At 72.7% G+C, this 23,224-nt stretch carries 14 protein-coding genes and 1 pseudogene; 6 read left to right on the top strand and 9 right to left on the bottom strand.

The window, feature by feature from the left end:
* Nucleotides 1-117: 117 nt before the first annotated feature.
* From EDD40_RS04100 to EDD40_RS44260, 6 genes and pseudogenes are all read left to right on the top strand, one after another.
* Nucleotides 118-3,033 carry a glycoside hydrolase family 3 protein gene (locus EDD40_RS04100; protein WP_211348078.1) on the top strand — a complete coding sequence of 972 codons (2,916 nt, stop codon included), beginning with the start codon at nucleotides 118-120 and terminating at the stop codon, nucleotides 3,031-3,033.
* Nucleotides 3,033-4,310: an ABC transporter substrate-binding protein gene (locus tag EDD40_RS04095; protein WP_123741712.1), complete on the top strand. Its 1,278-nt coding sequence runs from the start codon at nucleotides 3,033-3,035 to the stop codon at nucleotides 4,308-4,310. The genes EDD40_RS04100 and EDD40_RS04095 overlap by 1 nt, the downstream gene beginning before the upstream one ends.
* Nucleotides 4,307-5,209, top strand: a complete 903-nt coding sequence (locus EDD40_RS04090) for a carbohydrate ABC transporter permease (protein ID WP_123741711.1) — start codon at nucleotides 4,307-4,309, stop codon at nucleotides 5,207-5,209. Before EDD40_RS04095 ends, EDD40_RS04090 begins: the two co-directional genes overlap by 4 nt.
* Nucleotides 5,209-6,021: a carbohydrate ABC transporter permease gene (locus EDD40_RS04085; RefSeq protein ID WP_123741710.1), complete on the top strand. Its 813-nt coding sequence runs from the start codon at nucleotides 5,209-5,211 to the stop codon at nucleotides 6,019-6,021. The genes EDD40_RS04090 and EDD40_RS04085 overlap by 1 nt, the downstream gene beginning before the upstream one ends.
* A gap of 160 nt (nucleotides 6,022-6,181) precedes the next feature.
* Nucleotides 6,182-8,479: an alpha-xylosidase gene (gene yicI, locus EDD40_RS04080; protein WP_123741709.1), complete on the top strand. Its 2,298-nt coding sequence runs from the start codon at nucleotides 6,182-6,184 to the stop codon at nucleotides 8,477-8,479.
* A 99-nt stretch (nucleotides 8,480-8,578) separates the two neighbouring features.
* Nucleotides 8,579-8,761 (top strand): annotated as a pseudogene (locus EDD40_RS44260) (beta galactosidase jelly roll domain-containing protein); the annotation flags it as partial.
* 54 nt (nucleotides 8,762-8,815) lie between these two features.
* Here EDD40_RS44260 and EDD40_RS04070 read toward each other — a convergent pair.
* From EDD40_RS04070 to EDD40_RS04030, 9 genes are all read right to left on the bottom strand, one after another.
* Nucleotides 8,816-9,823 carry a LacI family DNA-binding transcriptional regulator gene (locus EDD40_RS04070; protein ID WP_123741708.1) on the bottom strand — a complete coding sequence of 336 codons (1,008 nt, stop codon included), beginning with the start codon at nucleotides 9,821-9,823 and terminating at the stop codon, nucleotides 8,816-8,818.
* A gap of 342 nt (nucleotides 9,824-10,165) precedes the next feature.
* A complete protein-coding gene (locus EDD40_RS04065) occupies nucleotides 10,166-12,784 on the bottom strand; it encodes a non-ribosomal peptide synthetase (protein WP_211348077.1) in 2,619 nt (872 codons plus the stop codon).
* A gap of 25 nt (nucleotides 12,785-12,809) precedes the next feature.
* Nucleotides 12,810-13,634: an SDR family oxidoreductase gene (locus tag EDD40_RS04060; RefSeq protein ID WP_123741707.1), complete on the bottom strand. Its 825-nt coding sequence runs from the start codon at nucleotides 13,632-13,634 to the stop codon at nucleotides 12,810-12,812.
* Between the two features lie 9 nt (nucleotides 13,635-13,643).
* Nucleotides 13,644-14,336 (bottom strand): thioesterase II family protein, encoded by a 693-nt coding sequence (locus tag EDD40_RS04055; protein WP_123741706.1) that lies wholly within the window; start codon nucleotides 14,334-14,336, stop codon nucleotides 13,644-13,646.
* Between the two features lie 15 nt (nucleotides 14,337-14,351).
* Nucleotides 14,352-15,053 carry an SDR family oxidoreductase gene (locus tag EDD40_RS04050; RefSeq protein WP_123741705.1) on the bottom strand — a complete coding sequence of 234 codons (702 nt, stop codon included), beginning with the start codon at nucleotides 15,051-15,053 and terminating at the stop codon, nucleotides 14,352-14,354.
* Between the two features lie 30 nt (nucleotides 15,054-15,083).
* On the bottom strand, nucleotides 15,084-16,337 hold the full coding sequence (locus EDD40_RS04045; protein ID WP_123741704.1) for a cytochrome P450 family protein: 1,254 nt from the start codon (nucleotides 16,335-16,337) through the stop codon (nucleotides 15,084-15,086).
* 17 nt (nucleotides 16,338-16,354) lie between these two features.
* The gene (locus tag EDD40_RS04040) at nucleotides 16,355-17,704 is read right to left on the bottom strand and encodes an MFS transporter (RefSeq protein ID WP_123741703.1); all 1,350 of its coding nucleotides are present in this window, start codon (nucleotides 17,702-17,704) and stop codon (nucleotides 16,355-16,357) included.
* Nucleotides 17,694-21,365 carry a type I polyketide synthase gene (locus tag EDD40_RS04035; protein ID WP_246037393.1) on the bottom strand — a complete coding sequence of 1,224 codons (3,672 nt, stop codon included), beginning with the start codon at nucleotides 21,363-21,365 and terminating at the stop codon, nucleotides 17,694-17,696. Before EDD40_RS04035 ends, EDD40_RS04040 begins: the two co-directional genes overlap by 11 nt.
* Before the next feature lie 24 nt (nucleotides 21,366-21,389).
* Nucleotides 21,390-23,057 carry a condensation domain-containing protein gene (locus EDD40_RS04030; protein ID WP_123741702.1) on the bottom strand — a complete coding sequence of 556 codons (1,668 nt, stop codon included), beginning with the start codon at nucleotides 23,055-23,057 and terminating at the stop codon, nucleotides 21,390-21,392.
* Between the last annotated feature and the right edge of the window lie 167 nt (nucleotides 23,058-23,224).

Here is a 23,224-nt window from a genome sequence, read left to right as displayed (position 1 = left end):
CAACTTTCACTCCGGCAGCCTGTTGCGCCCGTCGCGGCCGGCCCTCTAGGGTCGCCAGTCGAAGCGCTTCGATGGCGAGGGAGCTCCACGCTTCCCCGAAGACGAAGGGGGCGGCCCGTGTCGAGAGCCCGCCGTTCGCTGGTGCTGCCGCTGGTCGCGTCGCTGCTCGTCGCGCCGCTGCCCGCCCACGCCGACGAGCTCCCGTTCCGCGACCCGGACCTGCCGCGCGCCACCCGGATCGCCGACCTGCTCGCCAGGTTGACGGTCGACGAGGAGGTGTCGCTGCTGCACCAGTACCAACCGGCGATCCCGAGGCTCGGGATCGGCGCGTTCAAGACCGGCACGGAGGCGCTGCACGGTGTGGCCTGGCTCGGCGGGGCGACGGTGTTCCCGCAGGCCTTGGGCCTGGCGAACACCTGGAACCCCGACCTGGTCGAGCGGGTGGGCGCGGTCACCGGCCGCGAGGCCCGCGGCTTCCACGCGAAGGACCCCGCGCACAACGGCCTCAACCTGTGGGCGCCGGTGGTGAACCCGCTGCGCGACCCCAGGTGGGGCCGCAACGAGGAGGGCTACTCGGAGGACCCGTACCTGACCGGCCGGATCTCCACCGCGTTCGGTCACGGCGTCCAGGGCGACCACCCCGACTACCTCCAGGCCGCGCCGACGCTGAAGCACTACCTGGCCTACAACGTCGAGGACGACCGCGTCACCGTCGACTCGATCGTCCCGCCGCGCATCCTGAAGGACTACGACGAGGCCGCCTTCCGCCCGGCGATCTCGGCGGACGCCGCGACCGGCGTCATGGCGTCGTACAACCTGGTCAACGGCCGCCCGACGCACGTCGGCCCCGAGCTGGACGAGGTCGTGCGCTCCTGGACCGACGAGGACCTGATGATCGTCGGCGACGCGGGCGGCGCGTCGAACGTCGCCGGCGCCCAGCGGTACCACCCGAACCGGGTCGAGGGCAACGCCGCCGCGATCCGCGCGGGCCTGGACAGCTTCACCGAGGACGACCGGAACTCCGCCCCCACCACCGCGTCGGTCAAGGCCGCGATCGGCCGGGGTCTCATCACGGCGGCCGACGTCGAGGACGCGGCGCGGCACGTGCTGTCGATCAGGTTCCGGCTCGGCGAGTTCGACCCGCCCGGCCGCAACCCGCACGCGAGCACCACACCGGACGTGATCGACGCGCCGGAGCACCGGCTGCTCGCCCGACAGGTGGCAGCCGAGCAGGTCGTGCTGCTGCGCAACGACCGGAACACCCTGCCGCTGTCCACTGCGGACACCAAGAAGGTCGCGGTCGTCGGGCAGCTCGCGGACACGCTGTACGAGGACTGGTACTCCGGCACGATGCCCTACCGCGTCACGCCCCTGCAAGGCCTCGCCGAACGGGCCGCGGTCACCTCCAGCGAGGGCGTCGACCGCATCCGGTTGCGTGATCTGACCACCGGGAGGTACGTCACCGCGTCCACTTCGGACTCCGGCGCGCCGCTCACCGCCACCGAGGTGACGCCGGGCGACGCGAGCGGGTTCGACGTGTTCGACTGGGGCGAGGGCACGGTCACGCTGCGGGCCGTCGCGAACGGCAGGACGGTGTCCCTGGGCGACGGTCGCAGCCTCGTCAACAACGCGACGCAACCCAACGGCTGGTTCGTCCAGCAGCAGTTCGAGCTCGTGGCGCTGCCCGACGGCTCCTTCGTGCTGGAGTACGCGGGCAACGACGTCACGCAGTCGTGGTTCGGCCGGGGCCGGTACGCGGTCGTCGGCGCGGACGGCAGGCTGACCGTGACCGCCGAGACGCCGGCGGCGGCGGCGAAGTTCGGGCGCGAGGTCGTGCGCAGCGGTGTGGACAGCGCGGTGCAAGCGGCGAAGGGCGCGGACGCGGCCGTGGTGGCGGTCGGCAGCATGCCGTTCATCAACGGCCGCGAGGACGACGACCGCAAGACCACCGTGCTGCCCGCCGGCCAGCGCGCCGTGATCGACGCGGTGCGCGAGGCGAACCCGCGCACGGTCGTCGTGCTGGAGAGCGGCTACCCGTACGCGGGCGACTGGGACACCGCGGACCTGCCCGCCGTGCTGTGGACCACGCACGCGGGCCAGGAGACCGGCCACGCCATCGCCGACGTGCTGTTCGGCGACCACAACCCGAGCGCCAGGCTGACCCAGACCTGGTACCGGTCCGACGCGGACCTGCCGGACAAGCTCCGGTACGACATCTCGAAGTCCGGGCACACCTACCAGTACTTCACCGGCGAGCCGCTGTACCCGTTCGGGCACGGGCTGAGCTACACGTCGTTCGGCTACTCGCGGCTGCGGGTGGACCGGACCGCGGTGGACGCCTCCGGCGAGGTGCGCGTGCGCGTGGACGTGACCAACCGGGGCGACCGGGCGGGCGCCGAGGTGGTGCGGCTGTACTCGCGCCAGCTGGCGTCGCGGGCCCGGCAGCCGCTCAAGCGGCTGCGCGCGTTCGACCGGGTGGAGCTGCGGCCCGGTGAGACGAAGACGGTCCAGCTGACCGTGCGCGCCGCCGACCTGGCGTTCTGGGACGTGACCCGGGAGAAGCCGGTGGTGGAGAGCGCGCCGCACGAGCTGGCGGTCGGTCCGCTGACCCGCGTGCTCAGCGTGCGCGGCGAAACCATCCCGCCGCGCGACCTGCGCCGGGTCACGCAGGCGCAGAACTTCGACGACTACTCCGGCGTCACCCTGGTGGACACCACCAAGGAACGCGGCACCGCCGTCGCCTCGACCGCGCCCGGCCAGTGGGTCTCGTTCGAGGACGTCGACCTGGGCCGGTCGTCCCGGTCGCTGACGGCCCGGGTGGCGAACCCGGACGCGCCGACGACCGTCGAGGTGCGCCTCGGCGGCCCCGGCGGCCGGTTGGCGGGCACGCTCGCCGTGCCGACCACCGCCGACGGGCACTCCTGGACCGCGGTCACGGCGCCGTTGCGCGGCGCGACCGGCCGGCAGGACGTCTACCTGGTCTTCACGGGGAAGGCCCGGATCGACAACCTCACCGTGGAGGGATCACCCTGATGTCCAAGCGTCTCCTGGCAGCCGCGGTCGCGGCCGTGCTGGCCGTGGCCGGCTGCGGCGGCTCCGACGGAGCTTCCGACCCCAACACCCTCAAGCTGTGGCACTACGAGGGTCCGGACAGCGCCATGGGCGTGGCGTGGGCGGAGGCGATCAAGCAGTTCGAGGCCTCGCACCCGGGCGTGACGGTGAAGTTCGAGGAGAAGGGCTTCGAGCAGATCCAGAAAACGGCCTCGATGGTGCTCAACTCCAAGGACGCGCCGGACATCCTGGAGTACAACAAGGGCAACGCGACCACCGGCCTGCTGTCCAAGCAGGGCCTGCTGACCGACATCAGCGACGAGGTCGCCAAGCGCGGGTGGGACAAGAAGCTCGGGCCGGGCATCGACACCACGGCGAAGTACGACGACCGCGGCGTGATGGGGTCCGGGAAGTGGTACGGCGTCCCGAACTACGCCGAGTACGTGATGGTCTACTACAACAAGACCCTGTTCGACCAGCAGGGGCTGGCCGCGCCGCGGACGCTGGACGAGCTGACCGCCGCGATGAAGAAGTTCGTCGCCGCCGGCGTCACGCCGCTCGCGCTCGGCGGCGCCGAGTACCCGGCCGCGCAACTGCTGTACCAACTGGCGCTGACCCAGGCCGACCGGGACTGGGTGGACCGGTTCCAGCGCTACACCGGTGACGTGGACTTCCACGACAAGCCGTGGGTGTTCGGCGCGGAGCGGTTCGCCGAGTGGCTGCGCGAGGGTTACATCTCCAAGGACTCGGCCGGCGTGAAGGCCGAGGACATGGGCCTGTCGTTCATGCAGGGCAAGAGCCCGATCATGATCAGCGGCAGCTGGTGGTACGGCCGGGTGCAGGCGCAGGTCAAGGACTTCGAGTGGGCCTCGGTGCCGTGGCCGGGCATGACCGCCGGGTCCAGCGGCAACCTGTGGGTCGTGCCCGAGGGCTCGAAGAACAAGCAGCTCGCCTACGACTTCATCGAGATCACCATGTCGCCGGCGATCCAGGACAAGCTGCGCGACGCGGGCGGCATCGCGGTCGCGCCGGGCGAGACCCCTGTGACCGACCCGAAGACCAAGCAGCTCAACGACGACTTCAAGGCGCTCGTGGACGGCGACCGGCTGGCGTTCTACCCGGACTGGCCCGCACCCGGCTTCTACGACGCGCAGGTGTCGTCCGTGCAGAAGGTGATCACCGGGCAGATCGGCGCGCACGAGGCGCTGACCGAGATGGCGGACTACTACAAGGAGAACACGGCGAGCGTAGGCAAATGAGCTCGGCACCCGCCTCCATCCGCGACCGCGGGTCGTACCTGCTCTACCTCATCCCCGGTGGCCTGCTGCTGCTCGCGGTGATCCTGGTGCCGTTCGGGATGAACATCGGCATCAGCTTCACCGAGTGGTCCGGCGCGGGCACCCCGGAGTGGGTCGGGCTGGACAACTACACCCGGCTGATGGGCGACGGCACGTTCTGGGCGTCGTTCCGGCACAACGTCGGGCTCGTGGTGGCGATGGCGATCCTGCCCACGCTGGCCGGGCTCGTCATCGCCGCCGCCCTGTTCGACTTCATCGGCGAGCACTTCGGCGCCCGGCACGCCGCCGTGCTGCGGGCCTGCGTCTACCTGCCCCAGGTGCTGCCGATCGCGGTGGCCGGGATCGTGTGGAGCTGGATCCTGGCGCCGCGGGACGGCGCGCTCAACGAGGTGCTGCGCGCGGTCGGGTTGGACTCGCTGGCCCAGAACTGGCTCGGCGACCCCGACTTCGCGCTGTGGTCGGTGATGGCGGTGATGCTGTGGATCCAGGTCGGCTACCCGGTGGTGATCTTCATGGCCGGGATGCAGCGCGTGGACCCGTCGCTGCACGAGGCCGCGGAGCTGGACGGTGCGTCGTGGTGGGGCCGGTTCTTCCACGTCACCGTGCCGCAGATCCGGCCGGAGATCTTCGTCGTGCTGCTGACCTGCACGATCGCCGCGTTGAAGGTGTTCGCGCCGATCTACGTGCTGACCAGGGGCGGGCCGGGCGGGTCGACCAACGTGCCGTCCTACTACTCGTTCCAGAACTTCTTCGAGAAGACCCAGGTCGGCTACGGCGCGGCCATCGCCACCGTGCTCACCGCGCTGGTCCTGGTCCTCACGGCGGTGTTCCTGCGCGTGCAGAACCGGGGTGAGCGCTGATGAGGCGGCACGCGGTGCTGTGGTCGATGATCGTGCTCGCCGCGGTGATGCTGGCGCCGTTCGCCCTCGTCGCGCTCAACGCGGTCAAGACACCGGCCGAGTACTCCACCGGCGGACCGCTCGACCTGCCCTCGGGCATCTCGCTGGACGGCGTCGTCGCCTTCTGGGAACGGGTGGACTTCGGCGAGAAGCTGGTCAACAGCGTGGTGATCAGCGGGTCGGTGGCCGTGCTCGCGGTGGTCGTGTCGGTGTTCAACGCCTACGCGCTGGGCATCGGCCGCGTGAAGGGCCGGCTGTGGATCCTGGTGGTGTTCCTCATCGCGAACACCCTGCCGCAGGAAGCGCTGGCCTACCCGCTGTACTTCCTGGCCAACGAGGTCGGGCTGTACGACACCAAGCTCGCCGTGATCATCGTCTTCACGGTGGTCCAGGCCGCGTTCGGCACCTACCTGCTCACCTCCACGCTCGGCGGCTTCCCGCGCGAGCTGCTGGAGGCCGCCCGCATCGACGGCGCGACCAAGTGGCAGGCGCTGGTGCGGATCGTGGTGCCGATCAGCAGGCCGACCTTGGGCGTGCTGTTCGTGTTCTTCTTCATCTGGACCTGGAACGAGTTCTTCCTGCCGCTGGTGCTGCTGATCTCCAACGAGAACCAGACCGTGCCGGTGGCGCTGGGGGTGCTCCAGGGCCAGCGGATGATGGACGCCACGATGACCAGCGCCTCGGCGCTGCTCGGGGTCGTCCCGGCCATCGTCTTCTTCCTGATCTTCCAGCGCGCGTTGACCCGCGGCATCACGGCGGGGGCGGTCAAGTGACGGGCCCGCACCGGCGGGAGCGGTTACCGGTGGGGCCGGCTCCGGTTCCCCCGGCGCCCCACCGGGTCGCGCGGCGCCGCGCGCCGGTCGACCGGCAAGAGACACATCGAGCCGCTTCCCTTGACCGCACGCGGTCAGGTTTTCGCCGATTGGAGTTCGGGTGAAGTTCAGCGACGGGTACTGGCTGCTGCGACCGGGGGTCGAGGCCGCGCACCCGGTCGAGGTGCGCGACGTCGCCGCGGGGAACGGGGAGGTCGTCGTGCACGCGTCGACCCGTCCGATCCGGCACCGCGGCGACACGCTCAAGGGCCCGGCGGTCACGCTGGGGCTCACCTCGCCGATGGCCGACGTGATCGGCGTGACGATCACGCACTTCGACGGTGGGACGCCCGCGGAGCCGGTGTTCTCCGTGGCCTCCGACGGCGCCCACGAGGCCAAGGTGGTGGAGGACGACGCCGGGGTGGTGATGACCGCCGGCGCGTTGTCGGTGCGGGTGCGCCGCGGCGAGGAGTGGCGGGTCGAGTTCACCGCCGACGGCCGTCCGCTGACCAGCAGCGGCGCCAAGGGCATCGGCTTCATGACCGTGGACGGCACGCACCACGTCCGCGAGCAGCTCGCCCTGGGCGTCGGCGACACCGTCTACGGGCTGGGCGAGCGGTTCGGTCCGCTGGTGAAGAACGGCCAGACCGTCGACATCTGGAACGCCGACGGCGGCACGAGCAGCGAGCAGGCGTACAAGAACGTCCCGTTCTACCTCACGAACGCGGGCTACGGGATCTTCGTCAACCACCCCGGGCTGGTGTCGTTCGAGGTCGGCTCGGAGGCGGTGTCGAAGGTCCAGTTCAGCGTCGAGGGCCAGTCGCTGGAGTACTTCCTGGTCTACGGTCCGACGCCGCGCGAGATCCTGCGCAAGTACACCGCGCTCACCGGTCGGCCCGCGCTGCCGCCCGCGTGGTCGTTCGGCCTGTGGCTGTCGACGTCGTTCACCACGTCGTACGACGAGGAGACGGTGTCGGGGTTCATCGACGGGATGCTGCAGCGCGACCTGCCGCTGAGCGTGTTCCACTTCGACTGCTTCTGGATGCGCGAGTTCCACTGGTGCGACTTCGAGTGGGACCCGCGCACCTTCCCGGACCCGGTCGGGATGCTCGAGCGCCTGCGCGCCCGGGGCCTGCGGATCTCGGTGTGGATCAACCCCTACATCGCGCAGCGGTCGCCGCTGTTCGCCGAGGGCAAGGCGAACGGCTACCTGCTGCGCAGGCCGAACGGCGACGTGTGGCAGTGGGACCTGTGGCAGCCGGGCATGGCGCTGGTCGACTTCACCAACCCGGCCGCCCGCGCGTGGTACGCGGCCAAGCTGGACGCGCTGCTGGCCCAGGGCGTGGACTGCTTCAAGACCGACTTCGGCGAGCGCGTGCCGACCGACGTCGTGTACCACGACGGCTCCGACCCGGAGCGGATGCACAACCACTACACCCACCTCTACAACCAGACGGTGTTCGAGGTGCTGCGCAAGCGGCGCGGCGACGGCGACGCGGTGGTCTTCGCCCGGTCCGCCACGGCCGGCTCGCAGCAGTTCCCGGTGCACTGGGGCGGCGACTGCGAGGCCACCTACGAGTCGATGGCGGAGAGCCTGCGCGGCGGGCTGTCGCTGGGCCTGTCCGGGTTCGGCTACTGGAGCCACGACATCGGCGGGTTCGAGGGCACGCCGTCGGCGGCGTTGTTCAAGCGGTGGATCGCGTTCGGCCTGCTGTCCTCGCACAGCCGGCTGCACGGCAGCTCGTCCTACCGGGTGCCGTGGCTGTTCGACGAGGAGTCCGTCGACGTGCTGCGGCACTTCACGAAGCTGAAGCTGCGGCTGATGCCGTACCTGCACGGCGCCGCGCGGCAGGCCGCCGCCGAGGGCGCGCCGATGATGCGGGCGATGGTGGTGGAGTTCCCGGACGACCCCGGTTGCGCCCACCTCGAACGCCAGTACATGCTCGGCGACGACCTGCTGGTCGCCCCGGTGTTCTCGGACGAGGGCGACGTGTCCTACTACGTCCCCGAGGGCGTGTGGACCCACCTGCTGACCGGCGAGACCGTGCAGGGCCCGCGCTGGGCGCGCGACCGCTGCGACTTCCTCACCGCGCCGGTGCTCGTGCGCCCGGACACGATCCTGCCGGTGGGCGCGGTCGACGACCGGCCGGACTACGACTACGCCGAGGGCGTCACGCTGCGGGCCTACCGGCTGGCCGACGGCGACCACGTGACGGTGGTCGGCGACGCCACGTTCCGCACCCGCCGCCAGGGCGACGAGATCCGGGTCGAGGCCGAGGGCGCGCCGTCGAGCTGGGCGCTGCTGCTGGTCGGCGCCGCCGCGGTCGACGCGGTCGACGGCGGCACGCTCGGCTCGCACTCCGACGGCGTGCTCGTCAGCGCTGAAGGCGGTGCGCTGACGCTGCGAGGGGTCCGGTGAGGTTCTCAGCGGTCGTGCTCGTCCTGTTGGGCTCGCCGGCCGCGACCACCCCGGTGGTCGCGGCCCCCGCGTCGGCCGAGCAGCGGCACGTGGTCTCCCCTGCCGCGCGGGCACGACGTGTCGCTCGGCCTGCGGTTCGAGGACACCACCGCGCGGGGCTACCGCGTGCTGCTCTTCGTCAACGGCTGGAACATGGGCCAGTACCTCAACGGCGCCGGCCCGCAGCGGGAGTCCGTGCCCCCGAACGGGGTGCTGCGCGACCGCAACACGCTCACCTTCGCCGTGATCGCGACCGAGGCGTCGCCGGGTGACCCCGGGAAGGTGAGCCTGGTGACCCTAGGCAACCACCGGACCGGTGCTGCCGCGAACCGTCAGCCGGGGCGGCAGCAACCGGACCTCGGGTTCGGCGGGGCCGTCGAGCCGGCGCATCGCCAGCTCGACGGCCAGCCGCCCGAGTTCGACGGCCGGCAGGTCGATCGAGGACAGCGGCACGGCCTGCGCCTGCGCCACGTCCGGCGGGCAGACCGCCAGCACCGAGAGGTCGCGCGGGACGACCAGGCCCCGCCGGGCCAGCTCCGACAGCAGCGGGCCGAGGATGGCCTCGTTGTGCACCACCAGGCCGGTGACGGGGCGGTGACCGGCCAGCAGGCCGTCCAGGCACTCCCGCAGGCCGTCGTAGGTCGGCACGCAGGCCAGCGCGGCGGCCTCGACGCCGCGGCTCGCGGCGGTCCGCCGGAAGCCGCTGAGGAAGCGGCCCGCGTAGCTCGTGCCGCGCTGGTAGACGGCGGGGGAGGGGCCGATGAGGGCGACGTCGCGGTGACCGAGGTCGGCGAGGTGGTGCACGCAGTCCGACCCGGCGGCGGTGAAGTCGAGGTCGACGCAGGTGAGCGCGTGGGGGTCGTCCGGCACGCCGATCAGCACCGCGGGCCGGCTCAGCTCGCGCAGCACCGGCACGCGGGGTTCGGCCGCCTCGACGTCCATCACGATGATCGCGTCGGCGAGGGAGGAGGCCACCACCCGGTGCAGCCCTTCCGCGCCCTCGTCCGCGGTCAGCAGCAGCACGTCGTGGTCGTGGGAGCGGGCCGCGGTGACCGTGGCCGCGACGAACTGCATGACCACGGGGACGTTCAGGTCGGCGCGCAGCGGCACGACCAGGGCGAGCACGTTCGTGCGGCTGCTCGCCAAGGCCCGCGCCCCCGCGTTCGGCCGGTAGCCGAGCGCGCGGATGCTGTGGTGCACGCGGCGCCGGGTCGTCTCCGAGATCGAGCGCTTGCCGGACAGCACGTACGAGACGGTGCTGGGCGAGACTCCCGCCGCTCGGGCGACGTCGGCGATGGTGACCATCGGTGGATCATAATACGTCGGCGCGCCGGCGGAGCGGTTGTCTGGTCCACTGTGGACGGCGTTCGCGGCGCCCTGGTTGAGAGCGCTAACAGAAAGTGACGTAGCTCACACTCCTGTGCTAGGGTTGCCATCCGGGAGGAACGGACCCCGTCCGGTCGGCAGGTGACCCAGGGCGGAGTTAGCGTTAACATGTGAGTGAATCGATCGAGTGCCAGAGAGGGAAAGCGCTTACCTGGCAGGGCGTCGACGCGCACCCCGACGGCAGTGGTGAACGCCTTTCCGACCGGTCGTCGCGGTCGAGGGGACGTGCGCCGGTGGTGGGCCTCGTGCGGTGGCGCCGGCTCAGTGGCCCTGGTCGCCGAGGGCGGTGACCACCGAGCGGATCGTCGGGTGGCGGTACAGCTCGCGCAGTTGCAGCGGCGGCAGACCGCCTTCCCTCATCCGCGCCCCGATGCGCACCGCGAACAGCGAGTTGCCGCCCAGCTCGAAGAAGTCGTCGTCCAGCCCCACCGGCACGCCCAGCACCGCGCCCCACAGCTCGCGCAGCCTGGTGGCGAGGTCGTCGTTCCCGGTGGGCGCCTCGACCGGCTTCGCCACCGCGGCCACCGGTGGCGGCAGCTTCGCCGCGTCCAACTTGCCGTTGGTGGTCAGCGGCAGCGAGCCGAGGGCGGTCACGGTGCTCGGCACCATGTAGTCGGGCAGGATCCCGGCGGCCCGCTTGCGCACGCCCGAGGTCCCGCCCGCGTCCTCGGTCAGCACCACGTACGCGTCGATCCGGGCGGTGGCCGCGTCGTTCGGGTCGTCCCGGCGGACCACCACGGCCGCCGCCCGCACGGCCGGGTCCTCCACCAGCACGGCGCGGATCTCGTCCAGCTCGATCCGGAACCCGCGCACCTTCACCTGGCTGTCGATGCGCCCCAGGTGCTCCAGCGCGCCGTCGGGCCGCAGCCGGCCCAGGTCCCCGGAGTGGTAGACCGGGCTGCCCGGCCGCACGGGGTCGGGGGTGAACCGCTGCGCGGTCAGGTCGTCCTGGGCGAGGTAACCGGCCGCCACCCCGACCCCGCCGACCAGGATCTCCCCGGCCACGCCCGGCGGCAGCAGCCGACCGTCCGGGTCCACCACGTACAGGTGCCAGCCGGGCAGGGGCGGCCCCACGGACCGCGACCCGGTCAGGGCGTCCCGCCGGGTGACCGTCCGGTGCGTGACGTGCACGGTGGTCTCGGTGATGCCGAACATGTTCACCACCCGGCACGCCGACTCGGGGTGCGCGTCGAACCACGGCAGCAGCACCCCCGCGTCCAGCGGCTCGCCGCCGAGCACGACCAACCGCACGACCAGGTCGTGGTGCCGCACGTCCAGCAGCTGCGCGAGCGCCGACGGCGTCTGGCTGAGCACGGTGACCTGCTCGGCGGCGAGCAGGTCGCGGAACGCGACCGGGTCGCGGGAGACCGAGTAGGGCACCACCACGAGCCGGCCGCCGGTGAGCAGGCAGCCCCAGATCTCCCACACCGAGAAGTCGAACGCGCTGGAGTGGAACAGCGTCCACACGTCCGGGGTGCCGAGCCGGAACTCCGGACGGGTCGCGTCCACGAGCGCGATCACGTTGCGGTGCGGCACCACCACGCCCTTGGGCCGGCCGGTCGACCCGGAGGTGTAGATGACGTACGCGGCGTCGTCGGGCGTCGCGGTCGTGGCGAAGGGCCCGGACCCGGCCGCGACCACCTCGTCCGGCGTCACGGGCACGGTGTCCGCCGCGCCGGTGAACCCGGGCAGCCGGGTGACGACCAGCCTGAGGTCGGCGTCGCGCGCGGTGTAGGCCAGTCGTTCGGCCGGGTAGGCCGGGTCGGTGGGCACGTAGGTGGCGCCCGCCTTGAGCACGCCCAGGAGGACGACCACCAGCTCGGCGGTGCGCTCCAGGCACACCCCGACCCGGTCGCCGTCGGCCACGCCCAGCGCGCGCAGCCCGCCGGCCACGGCCTGGGAGCGCTCGTCCAGCTCGCGGTAGGTCAGCCGCACGTCGCCGTCGGTCAGCGCCACCCGGTCGGGCGTGCGGGCCGCCACCGCGCGGAACGCCGCGTCGATCGTCGTCGGCGTGGTGTCGAGCGCGAGCTCCGGGAGGCCGAGCGCGGCCACCCGGTCGCGTTCCCCGGCGTCCAGCAGCTCCACCGCGCCCGGGGCGACGCCCGCCGTCACCTGGCGGTGCACGTGCGCCAGGTGACGGGTGAACTGCTCGACCTGCGCCGGCGAGATCCGTCCGCCCTGGTGGTCGCAGCGCAGCCGCGTCGCGCCGCCCTGCCGCCACACCGAGAACGTCAACGGCAGCGGCGGGGCCAGGAACGGCAGGTACTCGTCCGCGCCGAAGTCCTCGCGCGACACGAACAACCCGGCCGCGGCCGGGTCGGCGACCGGTTCCGCGGCGCCGCCCGGGGTCACCCGCACCGCGCCCCGCCCGGTGCCGACGACCGCCCAGCCGGGGGAGTCGACCGAGGCGTAGCGCACCAGCGCGGTCGCCAGCGCGGTGCGCCAGCTGTCCTCGTCCCCTCCTTCGTCGAGCGGCAGGACGAGCTCGGCCGAGCCGGGCCCCACCACGTCGGGCGCCGCGGCCCAGTCCGGCACCCCGGCCGCCTCGACCGCCGCCACGTCGACCGCCGCCACGTCGGCCCAGGCGGGCTCGACCGGGTCCGCCCCGGTGAACCCGGCCGCCGCGGCACGCAGCCCGGCCGCGTCCAGGAACCCCCGGTCCGCCACCAGCACCAGGTCGGCGAGCCCGTCCCGGTAGCGCAGCAGGGTGCACCGCAGGTCGGTCACCGCGCGGTTCAGCTCGGTCGTGAGCCGCCGTCGCGCGATCGGCTCGGTCGACCGGGCCGGCACGTCCTCCACCCACAGCCGGGGCTGCGGGGGTGACGTCGACACCCCGGCGGTGAGCCGGACCCGCAGCGAGTGGCATCGGGCGCCTGGCAACACGTGTCCTCCTGGTCGGTGGTGGTCAGTGCGCGGTGAAGCCGCCGTCGACGGTGAGCACCGAGCCGGTCACCTGCGCCGAGTCGTCCGACGCGAGGAACACCACGGCGCCCGCCACGTCGGCCGGTTCGACCAGCCGGTTCATCGGCTGGGACTCGGTGAAGGCCGCCACGTGCTCCTCCGCCGGGACGTCCAGCGCGCGGGCGATCTCCCGCAGCATCCGGCCCTCGGCCTCGGGGTCGTCCCGCACGTTGCCCGGGCACACCGCGTTCACCCGCACCTTCATCGGCGCGAGGTCCAGCGCGGCGGCCTTGGTCAGCCCGATCAGCCCGTGCTTCGCGGCCACGTACCCGGCGAAGTGCCGGTAGCCGACCAGCCCGGCGGTGGAGGCGATGTTCACGATGCTGCCCGAGCGCTGGTCGCTCATGGCCCGGCCGACCTCGCGGATCACCCGCCACGCCCCGGACAGGTCGACGTCCAGCATCAGCGACCACTCGTCCTCGGTGATCTCGTGCACCGCCTTGCCCGAGGGCGCGGCGATGCCCGCGTTGTTCACCACCACGTCGATCCGCCCGTAGCGGTCGCCGGCCAGGGCCACGGCGTCCCGCACCGAGGTGCGGTCGCGCACGTCCGCCTTCACCGTGAGCGCCGACGCGCCCCGGTCCCGGCACAGCGCCGCGGTGTGCTCGAGCTGGCTGGCCGACCCCAGTGGGTACGGCACGCCCAGCAGGTCCGCGCACACGTCCAGCAGCACCAGGTCCGCGCCCTCGGCGGCGCAGGCGACCGAGGCCGCCCGGCCGATGCCGCGGGCCGCCCCGGTGATCACGACGACCTTCCCGGTCAACCGCATCGTGGCCCCCTAGACCGCGGCGTCGATCAGCTTGAGCAGCTCGGGCGCCGACCCGGTCAGGTACATGTGGCCGCCGGGCACCTCCACGTACTCGAACCCGGCCCCGGCGACCTCCGACCAGCGGGCCGCCTCGGCCGCGGTGACCAGCGCGTCGTCCGACCCGCGCAGCGACGTGATCGGGGCGGCCAGCCGGTCGGTCGTGCTCGGCCGGTAGTTCTCGTGCATCTCCACGTCGGCGCGCAGCGTCGGCAGGATCAGCTCGCGCATCTCCGGGTCCTGCAGCGCTTCGTGCTCGAACCCGGCGAACTCCGACACCCGGCCCAGGAACTCGTCGTCCGGCAGACCGGTGGCGCGCCGGGGCCGCTGCGTGTGCGGCTCGGGCGACCCGCTGACGAACAGGTGGCGCAGCACCAGGTCCGGGTGCGCGAGCACCCGGTGCGCCAGCTCGTAGGCGAGGACCGCGCCCAGGCTGTGCCCGAACAGGACCACGTCGGTCAGGCCGTCGAGCTGCCGCTCCAGGTCGGGCAGCAGCTCGTCCGCGGCGACCAGGGCGTCCCGGTAGGGCTCGGCGTCGATGCGCCGCTCCCGACCGGGCAGCTGCAGCGGCACGACGACCAGCCGGTCGCCCGCGTGGGCGGACCACGGGTGGAAGAACGAGGCTCCCGCCCCGGCGAACGGCAGGCACACCAGTCCGGTCTTCACTGCTGGCTCCCTTGATCAGACGGGTTGGCCGATGGGCCTGACGATGATGGTGTTGACGTCCACGGTCGCGGGCTGGGTCAGCGCGAACACGATCGAGTCGGCCACCTGGTCCGCGGACAGGAGGTTGCCGTCGGGCAGCGAGCCGAACTCGTCCCAGAACGGCGTCTCGGTGCGGCCGGGCGACACCAGCGTGACGCCGACGCCGTCGGCGGTGACCTGCCGGCGGGTGTTCTCCGCGAGACCGGTCACCGCCCACTTCGTGATGCCGTAGATGTTGCCCGCCGAGTGCACGTGCCCGGCGACGCTGCCGACCAGCACGATCCGCCCCTTGCTCTCCTTCAGCGCCGCCAGCGCGGCGCGGATGAGCAGGGCGGGGCCCAGCACGTTGGTCAGGACCATCTCCCGCCAGCCGGCCGGGTCGCCCTCCGCGATGTCGTCGTGGGTGGCCCAGCCCGCGTTGGCGACCGCCGCGTCCAGCCGGCCGAACCGCTCCAGCGTGGTGGCCACCGCCGATTGGACGGCGTCCCAGTCCCCGGTGTCGCCCTGGATCGTCAGCAGCTCGGCGGGCTCGCCGAGCTCCTTCGCGAACCGGTCGAGCCGGTCGCGACCGCGTCCGAGGACGGCCACCCGCTGCCCCTTGCCGAGCAGCTGCCGCGCGGTCGCCGCGCCGATGCCGCTGCCGCCGCCGGTGATCAGGGTGACGGGGGTGTGGGTCATGTGGTGCTCCAAGGGTTGTGCGCTGCTGGACTAGCGGGGCAGCTTAGTGGTGTAGGTGATCGGGAGGCTGGTGACGCCGCGCCCGACCGAGTTGTCGTAGAGCCAGGGCAGCTCCTCGCGCGGCACCGCGAGCGTGATGTCCGGCAGCCGGCGCAGCAGGGTGTTGAACGCGATCTCGCCCTCCAGGCGGGACAGCGGCGAGCCCGGGCAGAAGTGCGCGCCGTGGCCGAAGGCGAAGTGCCGGCTGCCGGTGCGGGTGATGTCCAGCCGGTCCGGGTCCTCGAACACCTCCGGGTCGCGGTTCGCGGAGCTGATCATCAGGTGCACGAACGACTCCTTGCCGATCGGCACGCCGGCCAGCTCCATGTCCTCGAGCGCCACGCGCAGCGTGCCGCGGTAGACGGGCGGCTGGTAGCGCAGGAACTCCTCGACCGCGCCGGGCGCGAGGCCCGGGTCCTCGCGCAGCAGCTCGAGCTGGTCGGGGTTGGCGAACAGCGCCTCCATGCCGTTGCTGATGGTGTAGGCGGTCGTCTTGTGCCCGGCGTTGATCAGCAGGATGAGCGTGGACACCAGCTCGTCGTTGGTGAACCGGTCGTCCTCGTCGGCGGCGCGGATGAGCGTGCTGACCAGGTCGTCGCCCAGCTCCTCGGCGCGCCGCGCGGCCAGCAGGTCCTTCAGGTACTCCTCGATGCTGTCGCTGGCCCACTTCAGCCTGCGGTTCTCCTCCTCGGTCGCGTACGGCGCGCCGCTGAGCAGCAGACCCCACTCGTGCAGCTTGTCCCGGTCCTCGAACGGGACGCCGAGGAACTCGCAGATCACCTTGAGCGGCAGGGCGATCGCGAACTCGTCGAACAGGTCGGCCCGGCCGTCGGCGAAGGCGTCGATCAGGTCGTCGGCGGTCTCCTGGATCTTCGGCCGCAGCGCCCTCATCTTGCGGGGCGTGAACGCCTGCGCCACGAGCTTGCGCAGCCGGGTGTGCCTAGGGGCGTCCGCGGTGAGCATGTTGCGGATGAGGGTCGGGCTGGAGTCCTTCAGCAGCTCCTGCCACCACGCCGGCGCATTGTCCACGCTCTTGGACAGCCGCGGGTCGCTGAACGAGGCGGCCACCGTCTCGTAGTCCATGACGACGTACGCCTCGGCGCCGATCGGGTGGTCGACCCGGTGCACCGGGCACTTCGACCGCAGCCGCGCGTTGTCGGCGTGGTCGTTGGGGTAGGTCGGCTCGGTGAAGAACTCCGGAGGGAGCGATTCGTAGTCCACGCCCGGCTGCGCTTCGGTGCTCATTGCTTCTCCTCCGACGGTCAGACGGCGACGGTTTCCGGTGCGGGCAGGGTGCGGATGCGCTTGGTCAGGGTGGGCAGCGCGGCCACGCCCGAGATCACGCACATCGTGATGAACACCCACGTCGAGCCGGCCAGGTCGAACACCAGGCCGACCAGGAAGACACCGATCGGCGCCGCGCTCATGGACATGAAGAACACCGCGCCCAGCACGCGTCCCTGGACCTTGTCCGGGGCGACGGCGGCGAGGTAGGACAGGAACAGGGTGCTGATGATCGGGCCGCGGATGAACACGAGGGTCACGATGATCCCCAGTGGGACCACCCCGGGGGTGATCGCCAGCAGGATCGCCACCACCGGGCCGATCCACGCGCCGTAGAGCACGATCGTCGACGGCTTGAACTTCCTGAACACCCACCCGGCGATCAGCGAGCCGAACAGCCCGCCGAGACCCGCCACGGCGAGGGTGGCGCCGATGAACGACTCCGACGCGCCTCGGCCCTGCGCGGTCGCGATCAGCGCGAGGAACACACCGGAGTGGGTGAACGCCATGTTCGAGCCCATGATCCAGATGATCAGCGGGCGCAGGATCGGCTGCTTGAACAGGAACCGGAAGCCCTCGGCCGTGCCGCCCTTCTCCTTGGCGGCCCGGCTCTCCTCGCTCTGCATCGGTTTGCGCACCAGCAGCAGGAGCGCGGTGGAGATCAGGAACGACAGCGCCGCCGCCAGGTACGGGAAGGCCCGCGCCACCGCGAACAGCGCGCCGCCGATCGGCGGTCCGGCCACGGTCGCGCCGAAGTACCGGATCTGGTTCTGCGCCGTGGCCTGGGTCAGCTGGGACGGCGGCACCAGCGCCTTGATCGCGGCCATCCCCGCGGGCTGCGACAGCCCGAAGCAGACCGCCGACGTCACCGCGATGGCGAAGATGATCGGCATGTTGGTGTTCTCGGTGAAGATCAGCACGCTGAACAGCGCCAGCAGCAGGACCCGGACCAGGTTGCAGCCGGCCAGCAGCAGCCGGCGGTCGACCCGGTCCGCGAGCGTGCCGCCCGGGATGGACATCACGCTCGCCGTGATCAGCTGCGCCGAGCCGACCACGCCCGCGTACAGCGCGGACCCGGTGGTGGCCAGGATCAGCAGCGGGTAGGCGATCTCCGCGGTCTCCTTGGCCACCGCGGCGAACGCCTCGCTGCTCCACAGCGCCTGGAAGTCCCGGTTCTTGATCAGCGGCCGCTCCGGGGCCTGCTCCTCGGACGCGGACTCCGCCGCGGCGGGCGGGACCGGGTCCGGACCGGACGACACCGCGGGCGGGTCCGCGTCGAGCACCAGGTCCTGCGTGGCTGTGTCGCGCTCGCGCGGTTCAGCGGACATCGACGACCTCATTCCGCACCGGCTCGACGCCGGCCAACGTGGTGATCAGTTCCTCGGCGAGCCGCCGCACGTGCGGCTCGGTCAACACCGACCAGTGGTTGCCCGGCACCGGCCGGACGCGCACCCCGCCGCCGTACAGCGGGGCCAGCCGGGCTGAGAGCCGGTCCGCGGCCCGCGCGTCCACGTCCACTTTGAACACGACGGCCGGGCAGTGCACCGCACGCGGTCGGTAGGGCGCCAGCACCCGCGCCTTGTCCAGGAAGATCCTGCGCAGCGCGGGGTTGTGGCGCATCCGCCTGCCGACCTCGCCCAGGTTGAACGCCCCGGCCACCTGGAAGAACGCGTGGCTGTACAGGAACTCCGGGTCGAGCCCGACGGGCAGGCCGCGCCGGCCGGGGATGAACGCGTCGATGCACAGCAGCACGTCCACCTCCGCCCCGCGCGCGATGAGCAGGCGGGCCATCTCGTGCGCGACCACCGCGCCGAACGACCAACCGCCGAGGGTGTACGGCCCCTCGGGCTGGACGGCGAGCACCGCGTCGACGTGCTGCGCGGCGATCCGGGCCAGGGACCGGTGCGTGCGGTCCTCCGGGTCGACCTCCAGCCCGTACACGGGGCGGTCCACGTCGAGCCGGTCGGCCAGGGCCTGGTAGCTGACCGCGGTGCCGGCCGCGTCGGCGGCCAGGAACAGGGGACGGCCCGAGCCTTCGCGCAACCTCGCGGCGCTCACCGGCAGCCGGGGCGCCGGCGCCGCCGGCCGGTCGCGCTCGGCCAGCTCCAGCAGGCGGCCGAACGTGGGCTCGCGGGAGAACTCCGCCAGCGACACCACGACCCCGGTCTGCTCGCGCAGTCGGCTCATCATGGACAACGCCATCAGCGACTCGCCGCCCTGCGCGTAGAAGTGGTCCGCGTCCGAGGCGGGCGGGCGGTCCAGCGCCGTGGCCCACAGCCGTTCCAGCGCCGCCCGCAGGGACCCGGTGTCGCCGGACGTCGCCCGGTGCTCGCGCTTGCGGTGCGCGACCCGCGCGGTCCGGTCGCCCACGGGGTTCTCACCCAGGAACGGGTGCGGAGGCAACGACAGGCGCAGCGGCGGCTCGGCGCCCGGGGGCGGCGCGAGGGCGGTCCCGCCCAGCACGTCGAACCCGCGCTCCCACAGCGCGCCCAGCGCCCGCAGCACACCCAGCTCGCCGTCCTCGGCTCGGCCGAGCAGCGGCAACGCGGTGCCGGTGCCGTCCCAGCGCCCGTTCCAGCGCACCGTGCCCAGCATGGTGGAGCCGGGCCCCAGCTCCAGGAACGTGTCGACGCCCGCGTCCAGCAGCGTCGCCACCCCGGCGTCGAGCAGCACGGGCCGGGTCAGCTGCGCCGCCCAGTACTCCGGTTCGGTCACCGCCGCGGGGTCGGCCCAGGTGCCGGTGGTGTCGGACACCAGCGGCAGCGCCGCGGGCTTCGCCGGGGTGTTCGCGACGACGCCGCGCAGGATCTCCGCGACCGGCGCGAGGGCGGAGCAGTGACCCGGTCGGTCCACCGCCAGCACTCGCAGGTCCAAGCCCACCAACGCGTCCCCGGCCAGCACGGCGTCCACATCGGACTGCGGCCCGGACAGCACCACGCCGCCCCGGCTGATCATCGACACCTCGACCGCGCTGTCCGGGCCGAGCCTGCCGAGCACCTCCTCGGCGGTGCCGCTCACCGCGACCATGCGACCGGGCGGCCCCACCGCCCACGTCGCCCGCGCCCGCTCGTGGACCAGGACGGCCGCGTCGGCGGGCGACCACACCCCGGCCAGCGCGGCGGGGGCGAACTCGCCGATGCTGTTGCCGAACATGCCGACCGGGGTGATGCCCCAGTCCATCAGCTGCCTGCCCAGCGCGTAGCCGAGGGCGAACAGGCCGAGTTGCTGGTTCACACCGTCGTCGAACCACTCCGGACCGCCGTGGGTTGGCGCCACCACCGGCGACAGGTCGACGCCGCACCGCTCCAGCACCGCTTCGCGGAGCTCGTCGAACCGGTCGCGGAAACCGGGCAGCAACCGGTAGGCGCCCGCGCCCGCGTTGTACCGCAGCGTGCCGTGACCGGGGAACAGGAACGCCACCTTGCCCAGGGGGCGCGACCCGGTCGGGTCGCCCGCGGCGGCCAGCTGCTCGGCGGCGTGCGCGGGATCGGACACCGCGAACGCCTGCCGGTGCCGGTGCACCCGGCGTTCGGCGAGGGTGCGCGCCACCGCCGCCAGGTCCGGCGCGGGATCGCGGCGCAGCACGCCGGCCAGGTCGGCGCGCAGCTTCCCCAGGGCTTCCGGGGAGGCCGCGGACAGCGCCAGCACCGTTCCGCCCGGACTCGACGCCTCGGGCTGTCGCGCCGGCGGGCCCTGGAGCACCACGTGCGCGTTCGTGCCGCCCACGCCGAACGAGCTGACCGCCGCCAGCCGCGTGCCGCGGTCGGGCCACGGCGCGTGCTCGGTGCACACCCGGAACGGCGTGCTCTCCAGCTCCAGCAACGGGTTCGGCGCGTCGAAGTGCAGGCTGGGCACCAGCTCGCCGCGCTCCAGCATCAACGTGGTCTTGATGAACGCGGCCACGCCGGCCGCGGCGCTGGTGTGCCCGATGTTGCCCTTGACCCCGCCCAGCAGGCAGTAGCCGTTCTCGGCGGTGGACGCCCGGAAGGCCTCGGTCAGGGCTTGCACCTCGACCGGGTCGCCGATGGGGGTGGCCGTGCCGTGCGCCTCGACGTAGTCGATGTCGGCCGCGTTGACCCCGGCGAGCTTCTGCGCGTACAGGATGACGTCGCGCTGCCCGGGGATGGACGGCGTGGTGTAGCCCATCTTGTCCGCGCCGTCGTTGTTCAGCGCCGAGCCGAGCACCACCGCCGCGATCCGGTCGCCGTCCTGCAGCGCGTCGGCCAGCCGCTTGAGCACGACCACCCCGACGCCCTCGCTGGGCACGGTGCCGGTGGCGTGCGCGTCGAACGGCCGGGTGCGCCCGTCGGAGGACAGCGGGCCGCCCGGCTCGTGCCAGTAGCCCCACTCGCCCTCGGGCGCCACGGCGACACCGCCCGCCAGCGCCGCGTCGCACTCCCGGTTCAGCAGGCTCTGCACGGCCATGTGGATGGCGACCAGCGACGTGGAGCACGAGGTCTGCACGGTCACCGCCGGTCCGCGCAGCCCGAGCTTGTACGCGACGCGGGTGGCCACGTGGTCCTTCTCCAGCCCGATCAACCGCTCCAGCGGGCTGAGGTCGCGGCCGCTGTCGGTGTGGGTGCGGTCCGCGCCCGCGTACACGCCGATCCAGCCGTCGAACCGGGTCGGGTCGAGGCCGGCGTCGTCCAGCGCGGTCGCCGCGGTCTCCAGGAACACCCGTTGCTGCGGGTCGATGCCCGAGGCCTCGGAGCGGCTGTACCCGAAGAAGGACCAGTCGAACTTCGCGGAGTCGGCCATGACGCCCTTGGCGGGCACGAAGTTCGGCTGCCGCACCTCGACCGGGTCGGCGCCCTTGTTCCGCACGAGGTCCTCGACGTCGAACCGCGTGATGCCCTCGACGCCGTCGCGCAGCAGCTCCCAGAACTCCTCGACGTTCCCGGCGCCGGGGTAGCGGCACGCCATCCCGACGACCGCGACCGCGTTCTCGGTGTCGGTCACCTGGTTGTCGATCACCTGGTTGTCGGTCACCTCGTCCCCTCCCGTCCGGCGCGATCAGCGCCGTTGGTCGCCGGTGCGGCGTTCGCGGACCGCGCCCAGCAGGCGCTCACGGCTGGTGCCGCGGGCCGCGGTGGTGGTGTCGGAGGGGCCGGCCAGCAGGTCGGCCTGCCCGCGCACGGTCCCGGCGCGGAACAGGTCGACGGTCCGCAGCATCCGCCCGGACGCCTGGCTGAGCCGCTCGACCAGGATCACCAGCCGCAGCGAGTCGCCGCCGGCGTCGAAGAAGCTGACGTCGTCGGCGACCTCGGGTGTGTCGAGGACCTCGCGCCAGATGGACCGCACCAGGTCCAGGCGCGCGGCGGGGTCGTTGAGGTCGATCTTGTCCGCGGGCGGCTGGTTCTGCACGATGTCCTCCGGGTCGCGAGCGAGGTCGGCCGCGCTGCTGCGCAGGGCGGCCAGGAGTTCGGTGGTGGTGGCCGCGGTGAACAGCGCGGCCGGGTGGTTGAGGGACAGCTCGAGGCGGTCGCGCCCGGAGGCGTCGTCCACGCGGACGAACAGCGCCAGGTCCCACTTGCTGTACTCCGGGCTCAGCGGCTGGAAGCGGCCCACCACGCCGGGGGCGAGCACCAGCGGCGCCGGCGCCTCGGCCAGGTTGACCAGCACCGGGCTCAGCGGCGGCCGGGCCATGTCGCGGTCGCCGTCGAGCGCGGCGGCGATCGCGTCCAGCGGCACGTCCGAGTCGATGAACGCCTCCATGCCGCCGATCCGCGCGGTGCGCAGCAGCTCGCGCCACGTGGTGCCACCGTCGAGCCGGACCCGCAGCACCAACGTGGTCATGAACATGCCGATCACGTCGGCGGCGGCCGGGTCGTCGCGGCCGGGCCAGACGACCGAGAACAGGAAGTCGGTCTGCCCGGTGGTGCGGGCGAACGTGCCGGCCAGCAGCGCCACCCCGGTCATGAACGCGGTGCAGCCCTCCTGCGCGGCGACCGCCAGCACGGACTCGGTCACATCCTCGTCCAGGACGGTCGACGCGGTGGCGCCGACCATCGACAGCTCGGGGTCGTCCGGGTCGCCGTCGTAGGGCAGGTCCACCGTGGTCGGGGCGCCGCGCAGCCGCTCCACCACGCCCGCCACCCGTTCGGCGAACCCGGCGTCGTCGTCCGGGCGGTCCAGGAACTCGGCCGGGTGCGGCGGGGTGGGCAGCTCCGGCTCGACGCCGCGGGCCAACGCCGAGTAGGTGACGCCGATCTCGTCCACCAGGAGCTGCCGGGAGACCCCGTCGAACACGATGTGGTGCACGGTCAGCACGAGCAGGGTGCGGTCGTCGAGGCGGATCACCTCGGCCCGGGCCGGCGCCTCCTCGGCCAGCTCGAACGGGGTGTAGCAGAGCGCCTCGACCAGCCGCTCGACCTCCTCGGGCGACCAGTCGTCGGCGACCGCGTCGGTGAACCCGACCTCGGGCGCGGGCCCGTCCGTGCGGTAGTCGACGCGACGCGCGGCGGCGTCCAGCCGGAACCGGGAGCGCAACGCGGGATGGCGGCCCAACGCCCGGCGGACCGCGGTCGTCAGGACCGCGTGGTCCACCGGCCCGGTGAACTCCAGGACGCTGGGCAACAGGTAGGTGGGACGCAGGCGCTCGATCCGGTCCAGGATCCAGATGCCCTGCTGGGTGGGCGTAGCCGGGTGCCAGGCGTCGTGCCCGGGACGAGGCCTACGCATCGACGCGCTCGGCCCACGTCCGCGCGGTGCGGAACGGGGCGCGCGCATTCGACACCGATCGCATGACTTCCCCCTGTTAATTCCACCTGATGACGAATGACTTCGGGCTCGACGGCCGGCCACTTTGCTTTCGTGGGCTTATTCGCACCGTAGGACCGGTCCCCGGT

Origin of the sequence: Saccharothrix texasensis, from assembly GCF_003752005.1 — a bacterium.
Lineage (GTDB): Bacteria > Actinomycetota > Actinomycetes > Mycobacteriales > Pseudonocardiaceae > Actinosynnema > Actinosynnema texasense.
The sequence above is the reverse complement of the archived record's forward strand: the minus strand, read 5'-3'. Positions and strand labels throughout refer to the sequence as shown.

Bases quoted from the DNA above. Each gene is read 5' to 3' on its own strand.
- EDD40_RS04050 (WP_123741705.1), bottom strand. From the start codon at position 15,053: ATGACCCACACCCCCGTCACCCTGATCACCGGCGGCGGCAGCGGCATC.
- EDD40_RS04060 (WP_123741707.1), bottom strand. From the start codon at position 13,634: ATGCGGTTGACCGGGAAGGTCGTCGTGATCACCGGGGCGGCCCGCGGC.
- EDD40_RS04085 (WP_123741710.1), top strand. From the start codon at position 5,209: ATGAGGCGGCACGCGGTGCTGTGGTCGATGATCGTGCTCGCCGCGGTG.
- EDD40_RS04030 (WP_123741702.1), bottom strand. From the start codon at position 23,057: ATGCGTAGGCCTCGTCCCGGGCACGACGCCTGGCACCCGGCTACGCCC.
- EDD40_RS04045 (WP_123741704.1), bottom strand. From the start codon at position 16,337: ATGAGCACCGAAGCGCAGCCGGGCGTGGACTACGAATCGCTCCCTCCG.
- EDD40_RS04070 (WP_123741708.1), bottom strand. From the start codon at position 9,823: ATGGTCACCATCGCCGACGTCGCCCGAGCGGCGGGAGTCTCGCCCAGC.
- EDD40_RS04095 (WP_123741712.1), top strand. From the start codon at position 3,033: ATGTCCAAGCGTCTCCTGGCAGCCGCGGTCGCGGCCGTGCTGGCCGTG.
- EDD40_RS04090 (WP_123741711.1), top strand. From the start codon at position 4,307: ATGAGCTCGGCACCCGCCTCCATCCGCGACCGCGGGTCGTACCTGCTC.
- EDD40_RS04040 (WP_123741703.1), bottom strand. From the start codon at position 17,704: ATGTCCGCTGAACCGCGCGAGCGCGACACAGCCACGCAGGACCTGGTG.